This is a genomic window from Pseudarthrobacter sulfonivorans (genome assembly GCF_031454915.1).
Lineage (GTDB): Bacteria > Actinomycetota > Actinomycetes > Actinomycetales > Micrococcaceae > Arthrobacter > Arthrobacter sulfonivorans_C.
Map to the genome: position 1 here is coordinate 479,440 of NZ_JAVDRS010000002.1, position 19,975 is coordinate 499,414.

Consider the following 19,975-nt stretch of genomic DNA (forward strand, 5'->3'; position numbering starts at 1 on the left):
ATGCCATTGTCAGATCGGGAGCGCAAGCAGCTTGAAGAGCTGGAGGCTGATCTGACGGCGGATGATCCGCAGCTCGCGCAAAGACTCTCGTCGGGTTCAATCCGGTTCAAGTTCAAGGCAGCCACGTACTTCGGGGCACTGATCTTCCTGATCGGGCTGGCTTTGCTGATCACCGGTGTCAGCACACAAATCATCGTGGTCGGCGTCGGCGGCTTCCTCTTTATGGGGGCGGGCACGTACCTGCTCATGGGCACTCACACGCTCCGGCCCGGCAGGCGCCGCAGGAAACCCTGATCCTGCCCCGCCTGCAGCCGCCTACGGTTCGCCGAAGCCTGCCTGCACCAACCCGCCGACGTAGTTCAGGGCGCGCTCCGCGTCAGGCCCCCATGCCTCGACATGAAGCATGGATCCCTTGCCTGCGGCCAAAGTCATGAGTGATGTCATGGAGGCGCCATCCACACCATTGACCGTTACTTCTGCGTTCAGGGCAGACAGCCCACCCGCGATCTTGGCCGCCGGACGCGCATGCATGCCGGCCTGGTTAATGAGCTCAAAGTCCCCGGTGAATTCCGGTCCGGCGCCCGTCACTGAGCCTTCCGCAACCGAACTGACCGGGGACGGGGCGGGCGCGCCGGAGCCGTACACGGCTTCAGCGGCCCGTTTGACGGCCTCCGCGTCAGCGCCACCCTGGGCGGCCACCGCGGCAGCCACCAGGCCTTCCACCAGGGGCGCGTCCGCGAGGAGCACACCGGAAGGGTCCGCCGTGAGCTCCAACGCCGATTCCGCCGTCAGAACGGCAGAGCCAAGATCGGTCAGAACCACCACGCCGTCGCCCCCAGTTGACTGGTCAATGGCCGACATGACCTTCTCCAGGCTGGTTCCGATCCTGCCGTCCGCGGTGCCCCCGGCGGCGACCATCAAGACGTCGGGCGCCATCTGGGCGGCAAGCTCCACGGCGCCGTCGGCGATTTTTTCGCTATGGGAAACCACTATCAGGCGTACTGTCACGCTGCGGCCCCGACTGCTGCACGGAGAATCAGCGCACTGGAGGCGGCGCCGGGATCGCGGTGGCCGGCGCTGCGCTCCCCCAGATAACTGGCGCGGCCCTTACGGGCCACCAGCGGTTCCGTTGCCACCGCTCCTGCTTCGGCCGCCTCTGCTGCGGCCACGAGCACGGCGAGGACATTGCCGGTCCCGTCCGCGGCAGCGGCCTGGGCTGCCTCCGCTGCGGGCGTCCAAGCGTCAACCATGGTCTTATCGCCGGATTCAGCCTTGCCCCTGGCTACGATCCCATCACGGGCAGCCACGAGCGCTGCGGCAAGGGCTGCCGGATCAACTTCAAGGGCGTCGCCCAGTGACGTGGAGGCGCGCAGGAAGGCTGTGCCATACAGGGGGCCAGCTGCGCCGCCCACCTTGGACATCAGGGTCATGGCCGTGAGCTTGAGCGCCCCACCGGGCGTCTCCGGGGGCGCTTCGGCCAGTTTCTCCAGTACGGCCTGGAAGCCGCGGTCCATGTTCTCGCCGTGGTCCGAGTCGCCGATGGCGCGGTCCAGCTCGATGAGCCACACCCGGTGTTCGGCCATCGCCTCGGCGCACATCGTCAGCCATCTCACGGCCCATTTGACGTCGAGCAGCATCGCTACACTCCCCAACGCAGCGCGGCCGTGTGAACCGGGGCGTCCCAAAGCTGCGTCAGCTCATCGTCGAGACGGAGCACCGAGATCGAGCAGCCCTGCATCTCCAGGGCGGTGATGTAGTTTCCCACCAGTGAGCGCTCCACGGTGGCTCCCCGGTCCGCGATCACTTTCGCGGCACGGCGGTACACAATGTACAGCTCACTCAACGGGGTGCCGCCCATTCCGTTGACGAACAGCAGGACCTTCTCGCCGCCGGAAATGCCCAGGTCGCTGAGCACAGGCTCCAGCAGCCGGTCGGTGATGCCGTCCGCATTTTCCATCGGGATCTTGTGCCGGCCGGGTTCGCCGTGGATCCCGATGCCGATCTCGATCTCGTCCTCCGCCAGGTCGAAGCTCGGCGAACCGGCGTGCGGCACCGTGCATGCAGACAACGCGACGCCCATGGTGCGGACATTGCTGTTGACGCGATCGCCGATTGCGGCCACCGCATCGAGGCTGTCACCGCGCTCAGCCGCGGCGCCCGCGATCTTCTCCACCAGAACGGTTCCGCCCACCCCTCGGCGTCCGGCGGTGTAGAGGGAATCCTCCACCGCGACGTCGTCGTTAACCAGAACGGTACGGACCTCCACCCCTTCGGCCTGGGCGAGTTCGGCGGCGGTTTCAAAGTTCAGGACGTCGCCGGTGTAATTCTTCACGATATGGACGACGCCGGCACCCGAGTTTACGGCGAGCGTCGCCGGAAGGATCTGGTCAGGCGTGGGTGAGGTGAACACCGCCCCCGGCACGGCGGCGTCGAGCATTCCCTTCCCGACAAAACCGGCATGCAGCGGCTCGTGGCCGCTTCCCCCGCCGGAAACGAGTCCGACCTTCCCTGCCACGGGCGCGTCTTTGCGCGTGACGTACTTGGGGTCCGCGCTGACGGTTACGAGGTGGGCATGGGCGAGGCCAAAGCCCTCTACAGACTCGTCAACTACGGAACGTGGGTCATTGATGAGCTTTTTCATGGCAGAACTCCTGGGGTCTGGGCTCGTCCGACACGATGCACTTTGACCCTACTACCGCGGCATTAACTCCGGTAGCCTCCGGCCTTGAAGGCAGAGGTAAGGGACAGCCCCCAATGACTGTCCCTTACCGGCAGGCCCCAAACTGCAGCCCACCTAGTTTATCTATCAATTCGACTAAAGCCAGCAAAAATGACTTGGATTTACGCCGGACGGCTCTTAGAGGGACTTGATCATGCGCGTATTGCCCAGCGTATTGGGCTTGACCCGCGCCAGGTCCAGGAATTCGGCCACGCCTTCATCATGGGAACGCAGCAGTTCGGAGTAAACCACGGGGTCCACCGCTGACTGGTCCGCCATCACCTCAAAGCCGTGGCGCTTGAAGAAGCCCACTTCGAACGTAAGGCAGAAAACTCGCGCCACACCGAGCGCGCGCGCCTCCTCAAGCAGGCTTTCCACGAGCACATGGCCCACTCCCTTGCCGCGCCACGCATCCGAGGCAGCCAGGGTGCGTACTTCGGCAAGGTCTTCCCACATCACGTGCAGGGCCCCGCAGCCAATGACTTCGCCGTCGGCCGACTCGGCGATTCGGAATTCCTGCAGGCTCTCGTAGTAGGCAACCGTCTCCTTGGCCATCAGGATCCGCTGCTCTGCCAGCGGCGCCACCAGCCTCTTGATCGCGGCAACATCGCCAGTGCGGGCAGGGCGGATATGGAAGGAGTCAGTCACCCCCCAATCCTACGAGGCCCGGCGAAAGTGGCGTTGATTCGCCGCAGCGGTTGGGGCGCTCCCGTACCGGCGCCATTTGCCGCTTGCTGCTCCTTCGTCGCTCTGACGCAAGCTACACAAATGTCCCCGGCACCCTCGCTTCGCTGTTCGCAGGCCAACGCACGAGGTGCCGGATGTCAGGCATTTGTGTAGGCGCCGTCAAAGCGAGGAACGAGCAGGCGCCGGCAAATGGCTGATGTCCGGCACCGGACTTAGCCACTCGACATTAAGCGGCGAAAGCCCCGCCTGCTCCTTTGGAGAGCTGGCGGGGCTTTGGCTGTTGCTGGTTAGACGCTCGGGGCGATCTCCGGGATACGCGGCTTGGTGTTGCCTTCGAAGGTGAACTTGGCGTCGTCGCCTTCGCCGTCCACACCCACCACCACGATGTCGCCGGCGTGGATCTCGCCGAACAGGATCTTCTCGGAGAGCTGGTCCTCGATCTCGCGCTGGATGGTGCGGCGCAGCGGCCGGGCACCCATGGCGGGGTCGTAGCCGCGGGTTGCCAGGAGCACCTTGGCCGCGGGCGTGAGCTCGATGCCCATGTCCTTGTCCTTGAGGCGCTTCTCCAGCCGGCCAACGAACATGTCCACGATCTCGATGATCTCGTCCTGGGTGAGCTGCGGGAACACCACAACGTCATCCACACGGTTCAGGAACTCGGGACGGAAGTGCTGCTTGAGTTCCTCCGTGACACGGGCACGCATGCGGTTGTAGCCGGTCTGCGTGTCGGTCCCGGACTGGAAGCCGGTGGCCACGCTCTTGGAGATGTCCCGGGTACCGAGGTTGGTGGTCATGATGATCACGGTGTTCTTGAAGTCCACCACCCGGCCCTGGGAGTCGGTCAGGCGGCCGTCTTCCAGGATCTGCAGGAGGGAGTTGAAGAGGTCAGCGTGCGCCTTCTCCACTTCGTCGAACAGGACCACGGAGAACGGACGACGACGGACCTTCTCGGTAAGCTGGCCGCCTTCTTCGTAGCCGACGTAGCCCGGAGGGGCACCGAAGAGCCGCGAAACGGTGTGCTTCTCGGAGTACTCGGACATGTCCAGCGTGATGAGGGCGTCCTCTTCACCGAACAGGAACTCGGCCAGGGCCTTGGCCAGTTCGGTCTTGCCGACGCCAGTGGGGCCGGCGAAGATGAACGAGCCGCCCGGACGCTTGGGGTCCTTCAGGCCTGCACGGGTGCGGCGGATGGCCTGGGAGAGTGCCTTGATGGCCTCGTTCTGGCCGACCACACGCTTGTGCAGTTCGTCTTCCATCTTCAGCAGGCGCGAGGACTCTTCCTCGGTCAGCTTGAAGACCGGGATGCCCGTGGAGTTGGCCAGCACCTCGGCGATGAGATCCTCATCCACCTCGGAGATGTCGTCCATGCCGCCGGACTTCCAGTGGCGTTCCTTCTCGGAACGCTCGGTGATGAGCTTCTGCTCCTTGTCCCGGAGTGCCGCTGCGCCTTCGAAGTCCTGCGCGTCAATGGCGGATTCCTTCTCCATCTTCAGCTTGGCGATCCGCTCGTCCATGGCCTTCAGCTCCGGCGGGGCGGTCATCCGGCGGATGCGCAGGCGGGCACCGGCCTCGTCGATCAGGTCGATGGCCTTGTCCGGCAGGAAGCGGTCCGAGATGTAGCGTTCGGCGAGGCTCGCAGCCGAGGCGAGGGCGCCGTCGGTGATGGTGACACGGTGGTGTGCCTCGTAGCGGTCACGCAGGCCCTTGAGGATCTCGATCGCGTGTGCGACGGAGGGCTCCTTGACCTGGATCGGCTGGAAGCGGCGCTCCAGCGCAGCGTCCTTCTCGATGTGCTTGCGGTACTCATCCAGCGTGGTGGCGCCGATGGTCTGCAGTTCACCGCGGGCCAGCATGGGCTTGAGGATGGACGCAGCATCGATGGCACCTTCGGCGGCACCCGCACCAACGAGGGTGTGGATCTCGTCAATGAAGAGGATGATGTCGCCGCGGGTGCGGATTTCCTTGAGGACCTTCTTCAAGCGCTCTTCGAAGTCACCGCGGTACCGGGAGCCAGCCACCAGGGACCCGAGGTCCAGGGTGTAGAGCTGCTTGTCCTTGATGGTCTCGGGGACGTCGCCGCGGACAATCGCCTGGGCGAGGCCTTCGACGACGGCGGTCTTGCCGACGCCGGGCTCGCCGATCAGGACGGGGTTGTTCTTGGTACGGCGCGAGAGGACCTGCATCACGCGTTCCATCTCGGACTCGCGGCCGATCACCGGGTCCAGCTTGTTCTCGCGCGCAGCCTGGGTCAGGTTGCGGCCGAACTGGTCCAGGACCACGGAACCGGCAGGAGTGCCTTCGGGCTGGCCCGGGCCGACGCCAGCGCCGGTGGTTTCCTTGCCCTGGTAGCCGGAGAGCAGCTGGATGACCTGCTGGCGGACCCTGTTGAGGTCAGCGCCGAGCTTCACGAGCACCTGGGCAGCTACGCCCTCACCTTCGCGGATGAGTCCCAGCAGGATGTGCTCCGTGCCGATGTAGTTGTGGCCCAGCTGCAGCGCTTCGCGCAGGGAAAGTTCCAGCACCTTCTTGGCGCGGGGCGTGAAGGGAATGTGACCGGACGGGGCCTGCTGGCCCTGGCCGATGATCTCCTGCACCTGTTCCCGGACACCGTCGAGCGAAATGCTCAAGGACTCGAGAGCCTTGGCGGCCACGCCTTCACCCTCATGGATCAGACCCAAGAGGATGTGTTCGGTACCAATGTAATTGTGGTTAAGCATGCGTGCCTCTTCTTGGGCAAGCACAACGACGCGACGGGCACGGTCCGTAAATCGCTCAAACATTTCGCCACACTCCTAGCTACAACGTACTTTGATGCTACGTGGCCGATCCCGACTTGTGGAGCGTGTTCGCCACAGGGGAAACCGTGGTGATTCTCAGGTGACGGGAATCGAGGCTGCCGGCTGCCGCCGTCGGTATTCCTGGGGGCTCACGCCGTACCTCCGCTTGAACGCTGAGCTGAAGCTAAAGGGGCTCGCATAGCCAACCTGGCGGGAAATTGTGGTGAGCGTGAGCTCTGGATCGCTCATCAGGTCAGCCGCCTTTGCCAGACGCCACTGATTCAGGTAGGTCATGGGCGGCTTTCCGACGCGTTCATGGAAGCGGCGGGCCAACGAGGCGCGTGAGACTCCGACGCTCCCGGCGAGCGATTCCACCGTCCAGGGCTTATCCGGCGAGCCATGAATGAGTCGGATGGCCTGCTGGACAGCCGGGTCCCGGTCCGCCGTCAGCCAATTGCGCTCCGCGTCCGGAAGCCCGCCAGTCCAGGACCGGACGGCGCTGATGAGCAGCAGGTCCAAAAGCCGGTCGAGAACGCTTGCCTGGGCTATCCCGTCACGATCGATTTCCTGCCGCAGCACGGTGACGATGGGATTATCGGCCGCCTGGACCACCACAAACGGCGGCAGGGATGACAGCAGGATGTCCCCTACTTCGCCGCTGCTGCGGTAGGTGCCAACCAGCATGGCATCCCGGCCCTCGGGATCGTTGCCCCAACTCCGCAGTCCGGTGCGCAGGTCCTGGACAAGGTCCTCGCCGTGGGGGCCCGAACAGGTCTGGTCTATTCCGATGAAGTATGCGGGCTCCCGGCCCGGGTTGTCCGCCAGGACGTACGCCGCCGGATCGCGGATCAAAAGCAGAGAGCCGGGCGCCAGCTGCACGGGCTTGCCGTTTCGCTGCCGGAAGTACGCGGAGCCTTGCAGCAGGGCCACGACGGTCAGCGGGGCGTCATCCTTCACCTTGATGGACCACGGCGGTGACATCTTGACCTGCAAAAGGAAGGCGTTGCGGGCCCTCGGCCCATCGAGGAAATCAGCCAGCGGATCCACAGAATGATCCTAGACGATTGCACATGAATATGGCGTTCTAAATAATGGAGGCTCTCCTCGAGGCAGTCGACTCTCCAGCCACGTCCCAAATACCTGACGCTGCCGCTTCTCGGGCGAACTCGCTGAAGTCCTTCGGCTCGCGGCCGAGGGCACGCTGGATACCGTCAGCCAGGGACGCATTGCGCCCGTCAAGAATCAGAGTGAAGAGGTCTACAAAATCCCGGGGCAGGCCTTCCTTGGCCAGAATGGCTTCGTACTCCGCCGCCGACACCGGGCTGTACACCACGTTCCGGCCGGTTGCCGCACTGATCTCCCTGGCCACTTCATGGAAGCCCAGGAGTCGTGGTCCGGACAATTCATACACTTGGCCGTCGTGGCCTGGTTCGGTCAGGGCTGCCACGGCGACGTCCGCAATGTCGCCGGCATCAACGAAGGGCTCCACCGCGTCCCCGGCCGGGATGGAGATAGCACCATCCAGCACTGGGCCCAGGAAGAAGCTCTCATTGAAGTTCTGGTTGAACCAGTTGCACCGCACGATGGTCCAAGCGATTCCTGATTGGCGGACTGACTCCTCACTCGCCAAGGCGCCGTCCTCCCCGCGGCCTGACAGGAGGACGATCTTCTTCACACCATGGACCACGGCTGCCCTGGCAAACCCGGCAATCAGTTCGGACACCCCGGGAAAGGCAAGGTCCGGGTAGTAGGTTACGTAGGCCTTCTCGATTCCTTCGAGCGCAGCATCCCAGGTGCTGGCGTCGTCCCAGTCAAAGACCGGGTAACCGGAGCGTGAACCGATGCGGACAGGAACGCCGCGTTCGACGAGTCGCTCCGCGACGCGGCGGCCGGTTTTGCCGGTGCCGCCGATGACGAGGATCGTGCCGTTGTCCGTCAGATGAGTCGCCACTCGGGGCTGTTTGTTTTCCATAGTTCAATCGAACCAAGCGCTCCGGACGATCGGCATATGCCAGTCACTCAACTTCATTCGCCGGCGTATCAGTGTGTGCATTTGCCGACCGATTGACCGGCACGGCATTCCCAAACGGAGGTAGCGTCAGGCCAGGGTTTCATCCTCGATGCTGCCCAGATTTCCAAGCAACTACCGCCGGGACGGACCGCCCCGGGCAAAAAGGACTGGAGCCATGCTACCCATCACCCTGCTCATGTCCGCCGCCACCGTGGCCCTGGCCGGGATCGGGGGGCTGTACTACTCCTACGCCTGTTCCGTGATGCCTGGGTTGCGTGCCGTGGACGACGCGACTTTTGTCAGTGCCATGTCCCGGATCAACACGGCCATCCAGAACCCAGTGTTTGCGCTGAGCTTCGTCGGGGCCTTCCTGGCCTTGATGGGCGCGACCGCCTATTCGTGGGCCATGGGGCTGGACAGCGCCCTGCCCGCCTCCGTTGCCCTGGCTTGCTATACAGCTACCCTGGCCATCACCTTCGGGGTGAGCATCCCACTGAATAACAGGCTCGGACACGCGGCCGCGGCCGGCGAGACGGCAATCGGCAGGAAATCCTTCGAACGCCCGTGGACGCGCTGGAACATCCACCGCACGTGGCTGTCGCTGGCGGCACTCGTGGCTCTCTGTGTCGCCTGGGCCTCGCTGGGACAACCCTGAGGCGCGCCGCCCCCGCCCCTCGCCTTCACATCATTGGAGCTAAGAGTGAAGTCCGTGCCGTAGATACCGCCCATTTTCCGGGGAATAGCGAATGACGCCCACATTGGCCCGGCAAAGGCCAGCAAACCGGGGGTTCAAGAGGTGCGCAAGATAAGGAACAAGGCCGCGGAGCTGCCAATAATCGCCAACAGCAATGGGTCTCAATGTCCGTGCGGGGGCACGTTATTCATTTGGCAGCAAAAAACCCTGTCCCGCCGGATGGCAGAACAGGGCTCCAGGCGTCCCGAAGAGAGCATCCTAGGAATTGGCCTTTTGGTAGGCTTCCTGGATTTCGGCCTGAATTCGGCCGCGGCTGTTGACCGTGTAGCCGTTATCGCGTGCCCACTGACGGATCTGTGCCGAATCGTTGCCGCGGCCGGTCAGTGCGGCCTTGGTACGGGTAGCCCGCCCCGCCGACGTTTTGCGTGCCGACGCGACAAAGCGCTCCAGGCTTGAACGAAGCTCGGCCGCATTTGCCGCCGACAGATCGATTTCGTAGCTGACCCCGTCAAGGCCAAACCGGACATTCTCGTCCGCGGATCCCCCATCCAGATCATCTACGAGGATGATGTTTACTTTCTGTGCCATTTATAAGACTTCCTCTTGGAATGGGTTCGGGTCTGCAGAAAAGCAGGATGTTTCCCATAAAAAGTATCCCTCTTTACGGCAACGCGTCAAAGCACCGAATCGTTCCATGTGGATATCCACATAAAGTTCTTTCGATTTATTTACGGGGGTCCGTGTCCGGGCCGTTCAATTGCTTGGCAGCACGCTCTTCGGCCTCGGCCTGTGCGCGCGCTTCCGCCTGCCGCTCGGACTTATCGGCATTAAAAATCGATTTCATGGCAAACCAGAAGATCAGGCCAACCACCAATGACGGCAGCAGTACGGCAACATATTCCATTGTCAGTGCCCTTCGGGCTTCAGGAGGGGGAACAGGATGGTTTCGCGGATGCCTGCGCCGGTGAACAGCATCACCAGGCGATCGATGCCCAGGCCAATTCCGCCCATGGGCGGGGCACCGTATTCGAGGGCGCGGAGGAAGTCCTCGTCCAGCTGCATGGCCTCGACGTCGCCGGCGGCTGCGTGCCGGGACTGTTCGGTGAGCCGCTCACGCTGGATGACCGGGTCAATGAGTTCGGAGAACGCCGTGCCGCGTTCCATGCCGCCGATGATCAGGTCCCAGGCTTCGATCAGCCGCCCGTCTTCGCGGTGCGGGCGGGCCAGCGGCTGGGCGGACGGCGGGTAATCGTAAACAAACGTCGGGTTCAGGAGCGTGGGCTCCACGATTTCGCCGAACAGTTCCACGGCCAGTTTCTCGGCGTCCCATTTCGGGTCCGCCTTGACCTCGTGCTTGGCGGCAATTTCGCGCAGCACCTCGAGCGACGTGTCCGGCGTGACCTCCTGGCCAACGGCGTCGGAAAGGCCCGGGTAGACCGAAACCCACGCCCAGTCGCCGTCGAGGTTGATTTCCCCGGCTTCGGTCTGGAGGGTGCGGCCGGCACCCACGGCGTCCGCGGCGTCGAGAATGATTTCCTTGATGCGCTCGGCCATCACGAACTGGTCCGCCCAGGCCTCATAGCACTCAAGCGTGGTGAATTCGGGGCTGTGGGTGGAGTCCACGCCCTCGTTCCGGAACACGCGGCCCATGTCGTAGACGCGGTCGATTCCGCCCACCACGGCGCGCTTGAGGTACAGCTCGGTGGCAATGCGCAGGGTCATCTTCTGGTCGAACGCGTTCATGTGCGTCTCGAACGGACGCGCCAGGGCGCCGCCGTGGACCAGTTGCAGAATGGGGGTTTCCACCTCCACATAGTTGTGGCGGTGCAGGCTCTCGCGGATGGAGCGTGTAATGGAGGCGCGGGTGTACACCATTTCACGGGCCTCGTCGCGCACCATCAGGTCCACGTAGCGCTGGCGGACGCGGGTTTCCTCGTTCAGTTCCGCGTGCAGCACAGGCAGCGGGCGCAGCGCCTTGGAAGCCATGGACCAGGACTCGGCCATCACGGACAGCTCGCCGCGGCGGGAGGAAATCACCTCGCCCTTGATGAATACGTGGTCGCCCAGGTCCACCAAAGCCTTCCAGTCCGCGAGTGCTTCCTCGCCCACGTTAGCGAGGCTGAGCATGGCCTGGAGTCGGGTGCCCTTGCCGTCAACGCCGCCTTCCTGCAGGGTGGCGAAGCACAGTTTGCCCGTGTTGCGGACGAACACGATGCGGCCGGTGACGCCCACAACATCGCCGGTGGTGTCGTCCGCTTCAAGGTGCGCGTACTTTTCGCGGATCTCGGTGAGGGAGTGTGTGCGTTCCACACCCACCGGATACGCCTCGGTGCCGCGCTCGATCAGCTTGGCGCGCTTCTCCATGCGGATGCGCATCTGCTCGCTGGCGTCGAGGGGCTCGGGGGCATTTTTGGGGGCGGGGGTGTTTTGGGAAGTCACAATCCCCAAGTTTACCGGGAGTTCAGCTGACCGGCTTCCGGCCGGCGGCCGGGCATAGACTCAGCCTGTGGAGTCCTGGAAAGTTGAAACGGAGGACGGCGGCCACCTTGAGGGGCATTCCTTCCTCACCCCTGCGGAACTGGACCCGACGACGGCGGGGCCTCCCGGCGTCGTACTCGTCCACGGAACATTGGTGACCGACGCCCTCTACCGTCCTTTCGCGCGGAAGCTCAGCGTCCTGCTGGGCCGTCCGGTGCACTGCTACAACCGGCGCGGCCGGGCGGGGTCCTCAACGCAGCCGGACGACTACTCGGCGGAAACCGAAGTCAGCGACCTCGCGGCGGTCATGAACAAAACGGGGTCCACGGATGTAGTGGCACACAGCTACGGCGGCTTCGTGGCGCTGCAGGCTGCACGGACCCTGCCGATCGGCCGGCTGGTGACCTACGACGCCGCAGTGTCCCTGTCCGGAAACCTCAACCACCGCTGGCGGCCCGAGCTTGAGGACGCCGTCACGGCGGGCCAGCTCAACCATGCCTGGGCACACCTGGTCCAGGGCCTGGGCACCGCCGGGCCGCTGTCCTACCTGCCGCTTGGCGCGCTGCGGATGCTGAGCATCCTCTCCGCCAGGACAAACCTCGGCACGGAAATGCGCGAGCTGCTGCCCACCGCCGTCAAGGAAATGCGCGCCGTGCTCGATGCCGACGCCGAACTGGACGACTTCACGTCCCTCACCACACCCATCCTGATGCTCAGCGGCGGCTGGAGCCCGGCGTACTTCGCCGAGACCGGCCGGCAGCTCGCGGCCGCAGTGCCGTCCATCGACTTCCGCGTGGTCCCTGGACAGCTGCATGAGGGACCCATCCGCCCCGGCAAGGGGCTGGCTGTGCGGATTGCCCGTTTCATCAACGCCAGCGACGGCCAGGTCCGGCAGCTTGGGCGGCGGCGGTAGCTTCGCCCGCCGTGTCGCCCAGTGGGGGCATGGCGGTTTCGCCCCGGGGGGGTTAACGCCGCGCACCTAGGATGGGAACCGTGAAAGAACAGGAAGTCCCCACGCACGACGGCGGCAGGCTGGCCCTGTACAGCTACGGCACCGAGGATGCGCCCGGGGAACGCCGGGTGGTGGTGATCGGCGGAGCGTTCCTCACCGCGCTGATCTACCGGCCGTTCTCGAAGGCCCTGGCCGACGGCCTAGGCGACGGGTGGGCCGTTGACGTCTATGACCGGCGCGGCCGCGGCAAGTCCACGGAGCAGCCGGCCGGCTACTCCATGGCCACGGAGATCGCCGACGTCCGCACCATTATGGAGGTCACCGGCGCCCGCAACCTGCTCGGCCACAGCCTTGGCGGTTCCGTGGCCCTCAACGCCGTCCAGGAGTTCGTGGGAACGCCGCACGAGCCGGACAAGCTGGCTGTCTACGACGCCGCCGTGAACATCGACGGCAGCATCGACACGTCATGGCTGGACGACTTTGAGGCCGCGGTCAATGCCGGCAACCTGGGCCACGCCATGGCTCGGCTGAAGAAGGGTATGCAGCCGGCCACAACGTTGTCGAAAATCCCCGAGCCGGTCCTGGCAGGGCTCATGGCCTTGGTTTCCCGCACCAAAGTCAACAAAATGGCGCGGGAGCTGATGCCGACGGGCGTGGGTGAACTGCGGGCCGCTTACGACGAGGTTGAGAATGCCCGGGACTTCGCCGTGCTGCCCGCCAACACGCACTTCATGGCGGGCGGCAAAAGCCCGAGCTATTACAAGGTCACGGCCCAGCGCCTGCACGCCGCCGTTCCCGGCAGTACCTTCGAGCTCTCCCCCAAGGGGTTCCACAGCTCCATCCCGGCTGCAGTGAAGGAACTCGTCAGCGACATCGCGCAGTACTTCAAGGGCTGAGACATTCCGCAGGTTGCTCGGCTAGGCTCGGATCATGACGCGCGAGAACATCACGACCCCCGACGGCGGCACACTGGAGCTCTTCACCACGGGCACGGAACTGGCCTCCGCCGGCTCAGGCGTGGTGGTGGTGCCGGCCTCCATGGTGACCGCGGCGGACTACACCCGGTTCGCGCAGAAACTCAGCGCCGAACTGGGCCGTCCCGTGCACACCTTCAACCGCCGCGGCCGGGGTTCATCGTCGCCGCAGGCTGACGACTACACGCTGGATGCGGACATCCGGGACCTGGACGCCGTCATGAAACACACGTCCAGCACGGACGTTTTTGGCCACAGTTTCGGCGGCGCCGTCGCCCTGCACGCGGCACGCACCCTTCCCGTGGAGCGGCTGGCCGTTTATGACCCTGCCGTGTCCGTGAACCACAGCGTTAAGGCCGACTGGACCGCGGAGTATGAGCGCGCCACGGCAACCGGCGACGACGACCGCGCGCTGGCTGTCCTGACCAAGGGCCTGGAAGCCAGCGCCTTCTCCCGGATGCCGTTGTCGATGCTGACCATCGCCAACAAGCTCACCGCCGGCACCCATCTCGGCAAGCAGATGCGCGAAATGATGCGCACCGGCGTCCGGGAAATCAAGGCGATCATCGCCGCGGACATGCCAGCCGAGCCGTTCCTGGAGCTGCCGCTGGAAACCCTGATTGTGGTGGGCGAGAAGAGCCCGGCCTACTTCGGTGTTGCCTGCGGCCAGATCCACGACGTGCTGTCCGGCTCCAGCTACACCATCCTCCCGGGGTCCGGCCACGACGGCGTCCTCCGCGCCCCGGACAAGCTCATCACCGAACTCAGCGACTTCTTCGCCGGCTGACGCTGCGGTGGCTGAGCCTGCGGTGGCTAAAACCCTTGAAAAGCCGGGGCCCCTCTAACGTGTCGGTTCTGCACGTCCGGATCCTCCTCGGCGGCGCAACAGCAATCGCGGCAGCCTCCCTTGCTGGGTGGGCAACGGTTCGCATCGCCAAGGCCCTGGTCACGCCGGCAGGCCGGCATCGCGAACGAATCAGGGTTGTGGCCACCGGCGACGGCACGGTCACCCTCCTCGCCGACAAGGACACGCTGACCCCCGGCGTCTTCAGCCTCTACTGGGGCAACCGGAGTGGCCACGCCCGCATCGGGCAGGTGTTGGGCAAGGACGCGAAGGACGGCACAGTCACCCGCCGTGTGGAGGCGGTCTACGCAGGCCGGCTTGAGCCGGGCACCTCGGGGTACTGGTCCGGGTACGTCTACCCGAGCCCCGGAGCGGCCGGCCTCCCTTCCGAGGACATCACCCTGCCGGGGCCTGCCCCGGCCTGGCTCATTCCCGGCGCCGACCAAAGTTCCTGGGTTATCCACATCCACGGCCTCGGCGGACGCCGGGCAACGGGGCTTCGCACGGCGCCGTTCTTCCACCGGCACGGGCTCACCCAGCTGCTGATCTCTTACCGCGGAGACGGCGATGCTCCCCCGACGGCTGACGGCAAACACCACCTTGGCGTCAGCGAGCTGGCCGATGTTGACGCGGCCCTCGCCTACGCGGCGGGGAAGGGAGCTTCGTCGATCGTCCTGTCGGGCTGGTCGATGGGTGCAATCATGGGGCTGGCCGCAGCCCACACGTCCGAACACCGGCATCTGATCAGAGGCCTGGTACTGACCGCGCCGGTCCTGGACTGGCACCAAACGGTGCTTTCCAACATGGCAGCAGTGCGCCTGCCCGCCGCTTTGGCAGTCGGAGCGTCGCGCGTGCTCGGCGGCCCCCTCTATCGGTTCGCCGGGCTGCATCAGCCGCTGGACCTCCGGGCATTGGGATTCACTGAGGTTGCGCCGCCGGTTCCCGTAATCATCCTCCACGGCGGCGGCGATGCCAGTACGCCGATCCGTGTCAGTGAGGAGTTCGCCGCCCGCTTCCCCGATCTTGTGCGCTTGGTCAGATTCCCGGCCTGCCGCCATACGCAGGAATGGAACAGCTGGCCCGAGCTCTGGGAAGGTTCGGTGGCCGGCTGGCTCCACAACAACGCGGGGTCACTTAACGCCTGATCCGGTCGCTTTATTGGGTGTTAAGTGACCCCGCGTTGGTCTAAGAGCGCGTTGGTCTAATAGTGGGTTAGTGGGCGCCGTGGCCCGGGGCCGCACCTTCTGTTTTGCGCATCATCGCAGAAAGCACGACGGCGGCGAGGGCTATGACGGTTGCCGTCAGGAAGGCGGCACTCATGCCCGCCACCAGGCCGGACGCTGCGGAGACCACCGCGAAGATGGACACCAGCAGCGCCGTGCCGGCCGCGCCGGCCACTTGCTGCGTGGTGCTCATGATGGCCGAACCGTGCGAGTACAGGTGCGGCGGCAGCGGGTTCAGGCCGGTGGTAAACGCCGGAGTGAACAGCAGCGCCAGGCCGAAACTCAGCCCCACGTGCAGGGTGACGATCCACCACACCGGAGTGCCGGCGTCGAGCATGGAGAACTGCCACAGGGACAGCACCATCAGAATGGACCCTGTGACGGTGAGCGGCAGCGGGCCGACCTTGTCGAAGAGCCGGCCAATAAACGGGCCCAGCAGGCCCATCGCCAGACCGCCCGGCAGCAACGCCAGGCCCGTCTCCAGCGAACCCAGGCCGCGGATTTCCTGCAGGTAGAGCGGCAGCAGGATCACGCCGCCGAACAGCGCCATCATGGCCACCACCATCAGCAGCACGGAGACGGTGAACATGCGGAAGTTGAAGGCTCGGAGGTCCAGCAGCGGAGCTTCCGCCTTTTGCAACCGGAGCTGGCGGAGCACAAAGACCGCCAGGCTGGCCACACCGATGACCAGCGCAGCGATGGCCATAGTGCCGGGACCGCTCTGGCCGCCGTGTCCGCCGCCGATCTGGCTGAGGCCGTACACCAGGCCGCCGAAGGCAGGCACGGTCAGAAATACCGAGAGGAAATCGAGCTTAGTCTTTCCCGTCTCGCCGACGTTGGTCAGGTACTTGGCGCCGATGGCCAGGGCTGCCAGTGCCACCGGCAGGACGAAGACAAACATAAATCGCCAGGTGAAGTGCTCCAGGATCAGCCCGGAGACGGTGGGCCCCATGGCCGGTGCCACGGAGATGGCGATGCTGACGTTACCCATCACGGCGCCGCGCTTCGCCAGCGGCACCAAGGTGAGGATGGTGGTCATCAGCAGCGGCAGCATGATCGCCGTACCACCGGCCTGTACGATGCGGGCAAGAAGCAGGACTTCAAAACCCGGAGCCACGGCAGCCAGGGCGGTGCCTCCGGCGAACAGGCCCATGGCCAGCATAAAGACGGCACGGGTGGAAAGGCTCTGCAGGATGAACCCGGTGGTGGGGATGACCACGGCCATGGTGAGCATAAAGCCAGTGGAGAGCCACTGCACGGTTGGCGCATCCACGCCCAGGTCAACCATCAGCCGCTGCAGGGCAACGTTCATGATGGTCTCGTTGAGGATCACCACAAAAGTCGCCACCAGCAGGGTGGCAATGATCGTCACCGACTCGCGGGACATTTTCTCCGGCACGGAGGACTTCGGCGCCGCCACCTTGCCGGTTTGGCCCGGCTGGCCGGAGGCGTTCGAAGAGACTTCTGTAGACATGGATATTCCCTCAGGGAGTATGGATGAAGTGGCGCGCGAGCATCGTCGCTGCAGGTTCAAACACTTTACCGGCTGCAGTCATTCCTGCGCACCGGATTTTTAAATGGGGAAGCCGGCCGCCTCAGGCGGCCAGCTTCTTCTGCGGCTTCCGCACCCTCTGGCGCTTATCCGTCACCACGCCTGCCCGGCGCCGTGGCTGGGCGGCGACGCGCCCGCCGTCGGGCACCCTGCTGTCGGTGGCCAGCCGGGCACCGTGCCCAATGACAGCGCCGGCGCCGATCCGCGAATGGCTGCCGATGTGCACGCGGTTACCGATGATTGCTCCGTGGCCCACGCGCACGGCGTCGCCGATAATGGTCCGCTCCCCCACCTGCGCCCTGCGGTCGATCCAGCTGCCGTGTCCCACCCGGGTGAAGGCCCCGACCCGCGCGTGCGGCTCGACATAGGTCATAGGCCCCAGGCGGGCCGACTCAGCAACAACCGCCCCGCGGCCCACAAAGCCTCCGCCATTCTCGTGCCGGTAGTAGTACACCACTCCGCCGGCGTCGTCCTCAATCGATTCAACCTGCCTGGTCATGCCGATCCCTGTCCATAATTGCTCTAGACGGGTGGTTCCCCCGCTCATCAGTATTAACAGCGGGGGAACCAGGCAGATTCCCTAGGCTGTCTGGCCGGCGTGCTGGCCTTCCGAGATTTCTTCCACGAGTTTGCCGTTGAAGGCGTCAAGGTCACCCGGGTGACGGCTTGTCACCAGGCCCTGGTCCACCACCACTTTTTCGTCGATCCAGTTTGCGCCGGCGTTCTTGAGATCGGTCTGGAGCGTGTGGTACGAGGTGACGTTACGGCCCCGGATCACGCCGGCGTCGATCAGGAGCCACGGTCCGTGGCAGATGGAAGCGACCGGTTTGTGCTGCTCAAAGAAGCTGCGCGTGAAGTCCTGGGCGGCCTTGTCTACGCGGAGGTGGTCGGCGTTCACCACGCCGCCGGGGAGCACCAGGGCGTCGAAATCGGAAGCGTTGGCTTCGGCCAGCGTGAGGTCAACGTTGAAGGTATCGCCTTTGTCCGTCCCCTTAAACCCCTGCAACCGTCCGCTGTTGGGTGCTACCAGGGTGGGCTCGCCGCCGGCGTCCTTGACTGCCTGCCACGGGCTGGTGAGCTCAATCTGCTCCACGCCGTCCGTCAGCAGAAAAGCTACCTTCTTGCCTGCGATGGTGTGTTCTGACATTTTTCCTCCTTCAGCGAGGCGGACCGGGCGTATTCCAGCGCAAGGGTGACCGCTTCGAGAGTTGTGTGTCTGACGCCATCCAGCCTAGGAAAGCCCCGGGTGATAAGCAACCTGACTATTTAGTGTGGTGCTCGATCAGCCAACCGGCCATCTGCTGGGCGCGCTTGGCCGCCTGGGTGTCCCCTTCGGAGGCCGAGACGATTGACCCCTTCATGAGGATGTGCCAGGACCGGGCGAAGTCCTCAGGGCGGTCCAGCCCGGCCTGCTCCGCGAGGGCCTGCACGTGCCCCCTGATCCTGGACAGGTAATCGATGCTGGCCTTGCCGAGCGGATGCGCCGGACCCATTTCCAGCAGGATGTTGATGAAGGAGCAGGCTTCAAAGTCGTCCCGGAGGAACCATTCGCCAAAGACGTCGAAAATTGCCAGCAGCTGTTCCGTGGGCCTGGTGGCGCGAACCTTCGCCTGGCCAACGATGGCGTCCACAGTCCAGAGCTGGTCCCGCAGTTCCAGGAATGCCAGGACCAATGAATCCTTGGACGGGAAGTGCCGGTAGAACGTTGCCTTCGCCACGCCGGAGCGTTCGATCAGCTCATTGACCCCAACATCCCGCACTCCGCGGCGGGCAAAAAGTTCATAGGCCACGGCGAGGATCCGCTCACGCGAATCGGCAGGACGAATGGCCACCGCTGCATCGTTCTCCGCAGGCGACAGTGTGGCTTCTCCGTCGGAAATCATCGTGATACTACTTTACTCCCAAGTGCAGACAGACCGGTCTTACTCATTGTAATGTTTTCCCAGACGCAAGTTGCTTTGACTCCGGCGGGATCCTTTCCAGGCCCCGTCGGCCTGGTGCAAGGAGGCCCCAATGTCAGCAGAGCGAACGTTCGAGTTTATCCCATGCAACGAACCGGACCCGTGGATTGAAACAACCGCAGCCTCGGCTGAGGTTCGGCAGTTCGCCCGCGAGTCCCTCCGGTGGCAGGCACAGGAAATCATCGACGAAGTGCTCAACGGGACGGACCCGGGCGAGGAACTCGCCAGGGCGAGGCTGCGCCGCTGTGTGGCCCAGAATCCCGGCCGGCCAGAACGTGCACTCCTCCAGCAGCTGATGCTCAACCGAGACCGCCAGGGTGAATCAATACTGTAGGTCGGCGCGCGTCCGCCCATCCCACACAACGTTCTCTCACTGCGTGCGGATCACAAAGTCAGGCTACGGTCCACAATGCTCCCGGCGGTTACCTGAAGGCTCTGGCTGTTGGCTCTTGCGTGGTTACGCAGCCGGTTGAACGCTTCATCCATATTCACGCCCGCCGTGTGGGCAATGACGCCCTTGGCCTGCTCAATCAGCACCCGGGTGTTCAAAGCCCGCTGAAGCTGCTCATTGACGAGCGCCGCCTCCCTGATGGTGCGCTCCTGCATAAGGCTGATGGTGGCGACGTCGGCAAGCGCCTGTCCGATCGCGGCATCTTCTGCCGTCAACGGGCGCGCGCTGGCGCCGAAAAGACCCATGGCGCCGATGGTCCGGCCCTGGACGCGCATGGGCACCGCATGAACCGAGCGGAAGCCCTGCGAGAGTGCGGCCTCACGGAAGCCCAGCCACGTAGTCAGGCCGTTGATGTCAGCCACCTCCACTGCCTTGCCGGTCAGGTAGCACTCGACACACGGGCCGGCCCCTGCCTGAAGCTGCAGGACCTCCACGAGCCGGCTCTCCTCGCTTGTGGACGCCAGCACCTGCAGTTCTCCGCTGGGATCGGCGAGCAGCAGGCCCGCGGCCGCGACGTCGAGAAGCCCCACGGACTCCTCCACCAGGGTGTGCAGAAGGTCCAGGACGTCATAGTCCGCCACCAGTGTGTCCGTGAGCTTCACGAAAGCCACACTGACGCGCTCCGCGCGCGTATTCGTTACCATGGCGCCAT

22 protein-coding genes are annotated in these 19,975 nt (G+C 64.6%); 7 read left to right on the plus strand and 15 right to left on the minus strand.

What is annotated here, in order from left to right; all coding sequences use genetic code 11:
* Positions 1-294 carry a DUF3040 domain-containing protein gene (locus J2808_RS06165; RefSeq protein WP_309813225.1) on the plus strand — a complete coding sequence of 98 codons (294 nt, stop codon included), beginning with the start codon at positions 1-3 and terminating at the stop codon, positions 292-294.
* Positions 295-315: 21 nt separating this feature from the next.
* Here the strand turns inward: J2808_RS06165 and dhaM are convergent, their stop codons facing one another.
* The 7 genes from dhaM to J2808_RS06200 form a co-directional block, all read right to left on the minus strand.
* Positions 316-1,008 (minus strand): dihydroxyacetone kinase phosphoryl donor subunit DhaM, encoded by a 693-nt coding sequence (gene dhaM / locus J2808_RS06170; protein ID WP_309813228.1) that lies wholly within the window; start codon positions 1,006-1,008, stop codon positions 316-318.
* Positions 1,005-1,637: a dihydroxyacetone kinase subunit DhaL gene (gene dhaL / locus J2808_RS06175; protein ID WP_309813230.1), complete on the minus strand. Its 633-nt coding sequence runs from the start codon at positions 1,635-1,637 to the stop codon at positions 1,005-1,007. The genes dhaM and dhaL overlap by 4 nt, the downstream gene beginning before the upstream one ends.
* A gap of 2 nt (positions 1,638-1,639) precedes the next feature.
* Positions 1,640-2,641, minus strand: coding sequence for a dihydroxyacetone kinase subunit DhaK (gene dhaK / locus J2808_RS06180; RefSeq protein ID WP_309813234.1), 1,002 nt, complete (start codon positions 2,639-2,641; stop codon positions 1,640-1,642).
* A 216-nt stretch (positions 2,642-2,857) separates the two neighbouring features.
* Positions 2,858-3,367, minus strand: a complete 510-nt coding sequence (locus tag J2808_RS06185; RefSeq protein ID WP_309813238.1) for an amino-acid N-acetyltransferase — start codon at positions 3,365-3,367, stop codon at positions 2,858-2,860.
* A 326-nt stretch (positions 3,368-3,693) separates the two neighbouring features.
* Positions 3,694-6,186, minus strand: coding sequence for an ATP-dependent Clp protease ATP-binding subunit (locus J2808_RS06190; RefSeq protein ID WP_309813240.1), 2,493 nt, complete (start codon positions 6,184-6,186; stop codon positions 3,694-3,696).
* Between the two features lie 93 nt (positions 6,187-6,279).
* Positions 6,280-7,230, minus strand: coding sequence for an AraC family transcriptional regulator (locus J2808_RS06195; protein WP_309813243.1), 951 nt, complete (start codon positions 7,228-7,230; stop codon positions 6,280-6,282).
* A gap of 37 nt (positions 7,231-7,267) precedes the next feature.
* Positions 7,268-8,134, minus strand: a complete 867-nt coding sequence (locus J2808_RS06200; protein WP_309813246.1) for an NAD(P)H-binding protein — start codon at positions 8,132-8,134, stop codon at positions 7,268-7,270.
* A 235-nt stretch (positions 8,135-8,369) separates the two neighbouring features.
* Here J2808_RS06200 and J2808_RS06205 point away from each other — a divergent pair, with 235 nt between their 5' ends.
* Positions 8,370-8,849, plus strand: a complete 480-nt coding sequence (locus J2808_RS06205) for an anthrone oxygenase family protein (protein ID WP_309813249.1) — start codon at positions 8,370-8,372, stop codon at positions 8,847-8,849.
* Positions 8,850-9,146: 297 nt separating this feature from the next.
* Here J2808_RS06205 and J2808_RS06210 read toward each other — a convergent pair whose 3' ends face one another.
* The 3 genes from J2808_RS06210 to lysS form a co-directional block, all read right to left on the minus strand.
* Positions 9,147-9,476: a histone-like nucleoid-structuring protein Lsr2 gene (locus J2808_RS06210; RefSeq protein WP_309813252.1), complete on the minus strand. Its 330-nt coding sequence runs from the start codon at positions 9,474-9,476 to the stop codon at positions 9,147-9,149.
* A 136-nt stretch (positions 9,477-9,612) separates the two neighbouring features.
* The gene (locus J2808_RS06215) at positions 9,613-9,792 is read right to left on the minus strand and encodes a hypothetical protein (RefSeq protein WP_309813256.1); all 180 of its coding nucleotides are present in this window, start codon (positions 9,790-9,792) and stop codon (positions 9,613-9,615) included.
* A gap of 2 nt (positions 9,793-9,794) precedes the next feature.
* The gene (lysS, locus tag J2808_RS06220) at positions 9,795-11,327 is read right to left on the minus strand and encodes a lysine--tRNA ligase (RefSeq protein WP_309813260.1); all 1,533 of its coding nucleotides are present in this window, start codon (positions 11,325-11,327) and stop codon (positions 9,795-9,797) included.
* Positions 11,328-11,394: 67 nt separating this feature from the next.
* Here lysS and J2808_RS06225 point away from each other — a divergent pair, with 67 nt between their 5' ends.
* The 4 genes from J2808_RS06225 to J2808_RS06240 all read left to right on the plus strand — a co-directional run bounded on the left by J2808_RS06225 (position 11,395) and on the right by J2808_RS06240 (position 15,281).
* On the plus strand, positions 11,395-12,279 hold the full coding sequence (locus J2808_RS06225) for an alpha/beta fold hydrolase (protein ID WP_309813264.1): 885 nt from the start codon (positions 11,395-11,397) through the stop codon (positions 12,277-12,279).
* Between the two features lie 71 nt (positions 12,280-12,350).
* Positions 12,351-13,214 carry an alpha/beta hydrolase gene (locus tag J2808_RS06230; protein WP_397427996.1) on the plus strand — a complete coding sequence of 288 codons (864 nt, stop codon included), beginning with the start codon at positions 12,351-12,353 and terminating at the stop codon, positions 13,212-13,214.
* Positions 13,215-13,248: 34 nt separating this feature from the next.
* On the plus strand, positions 13,249-14,079 hold the full coding sequence (locus J2808_RS06235; protein WP_309813270.1) for an alpha/beta fold hydrolase: 831 nt from the start codon (positions 13,249-13,251) through the stop codon (positions 14,077-14,079).
* A gap of 59 nt (positions 14,080-14,138) precedes the next feature.
* Complete coding sequence (locus J2808_RS06240; RefSeq protein ID WP_309813273.1) at positions 14,139-15,281, plus strand: alpha/beta hydrolase family protein; 1,143 nt, start codon at positions 14,139-14,141, stop codon at positions 15,279-15,281.
* A 67-nt stretch (positions 15,282-15,348) separates the two neighbouring features.
* Here the strand turns inward: J2808_RS06240 and J2808_RS06245 are convergent, their stop codons facing one another.
* The 4 genes from J2808_RS06245 to J2808_RS06260 form a co-directional block, all read right to left on the minus strand.
* Positions 15,349-16,833 carry a DHA2 family efflux MFS transporter permease subunit gene (locus tag J2808_RS06245; RefSeq protein ID WP_309813276.1) on the minus strand — a complete coding sequence of 495 codons (1,485 nt, stop codon included), beginning with the start codon at positions 16,831-16,833 and terminating at the stop codon, positions 15,349-15,351.
* 121 nt (positions 16,834-16,954) lie between these two features.
* Positions 16,955-17,410, minus strand: a complete 456-nt coding sequence (locus tag J2808_RS06250; RefSeq protein WP_309813278.1) for a transferase — start codon at positions 17,408-17,410, stop codon at positions 16,955-16,957.
* 81 nt (positions 17,411-17,491) lie between these two features.
* Complete coding sequence (locus J2808_RS06255) at positions 17,492-18,058, minus strand: type 1 glutamine amidotransferase domain-containing protein (RefSeq protein ID WP_309813281.1); 567 nt, start codon at positions 18,056-18,058, stop codon at positions 17,492-17,494.
* 115 nt (positions 18,059-18,173) lie between these two features.
* Complete coding sequence (locus J2808_RS06260) at positions 18,174-18,794, minus strand: TetR/AcrR family transcriptional regulator (RefSeq protein WP_309813284.1); 621 nt, start codon at positions 18,792-18,794, stop codon at positions 18,174-18,176.
* A 130-nt stretch (positions 18,795-18,924) separates the two neighbouring features.
* On the opposite strand from J2808_RS06260, the gene J2808_RS06265 reads away from it, so the two are divergent.
* Positions 18,925-19,206 carry a hypothetical protein gene (locus J2808_RS06265; RefSeq protein WP_309813287.1) on the plus strand — a complete coding sequence of 94 codons (282 nt, stop codon included), beginning with the start codon at positions 18,925-18,927 and terminating at the stop codon, positions 19,204-19,206.
* 50 nt (positions 19,207-19,256) lie between these two features.
* On the opposite strand, the gene J2808_RS06270 is transcribed toward J2808_RS06265, so the two are convergent.
* Positions 19,257-19,967, minus strand: coding sequence for a GAF and ANTAR domain-containing protein (locus tag J2808_RS06270; protein WP_309813289.1), 711 nt, complete (start codon positions 19,965-19,967; stop codon positions 19,257-19,259).
* Positions 19,968-19,975 lie beyond the last annotated feature (8 nt).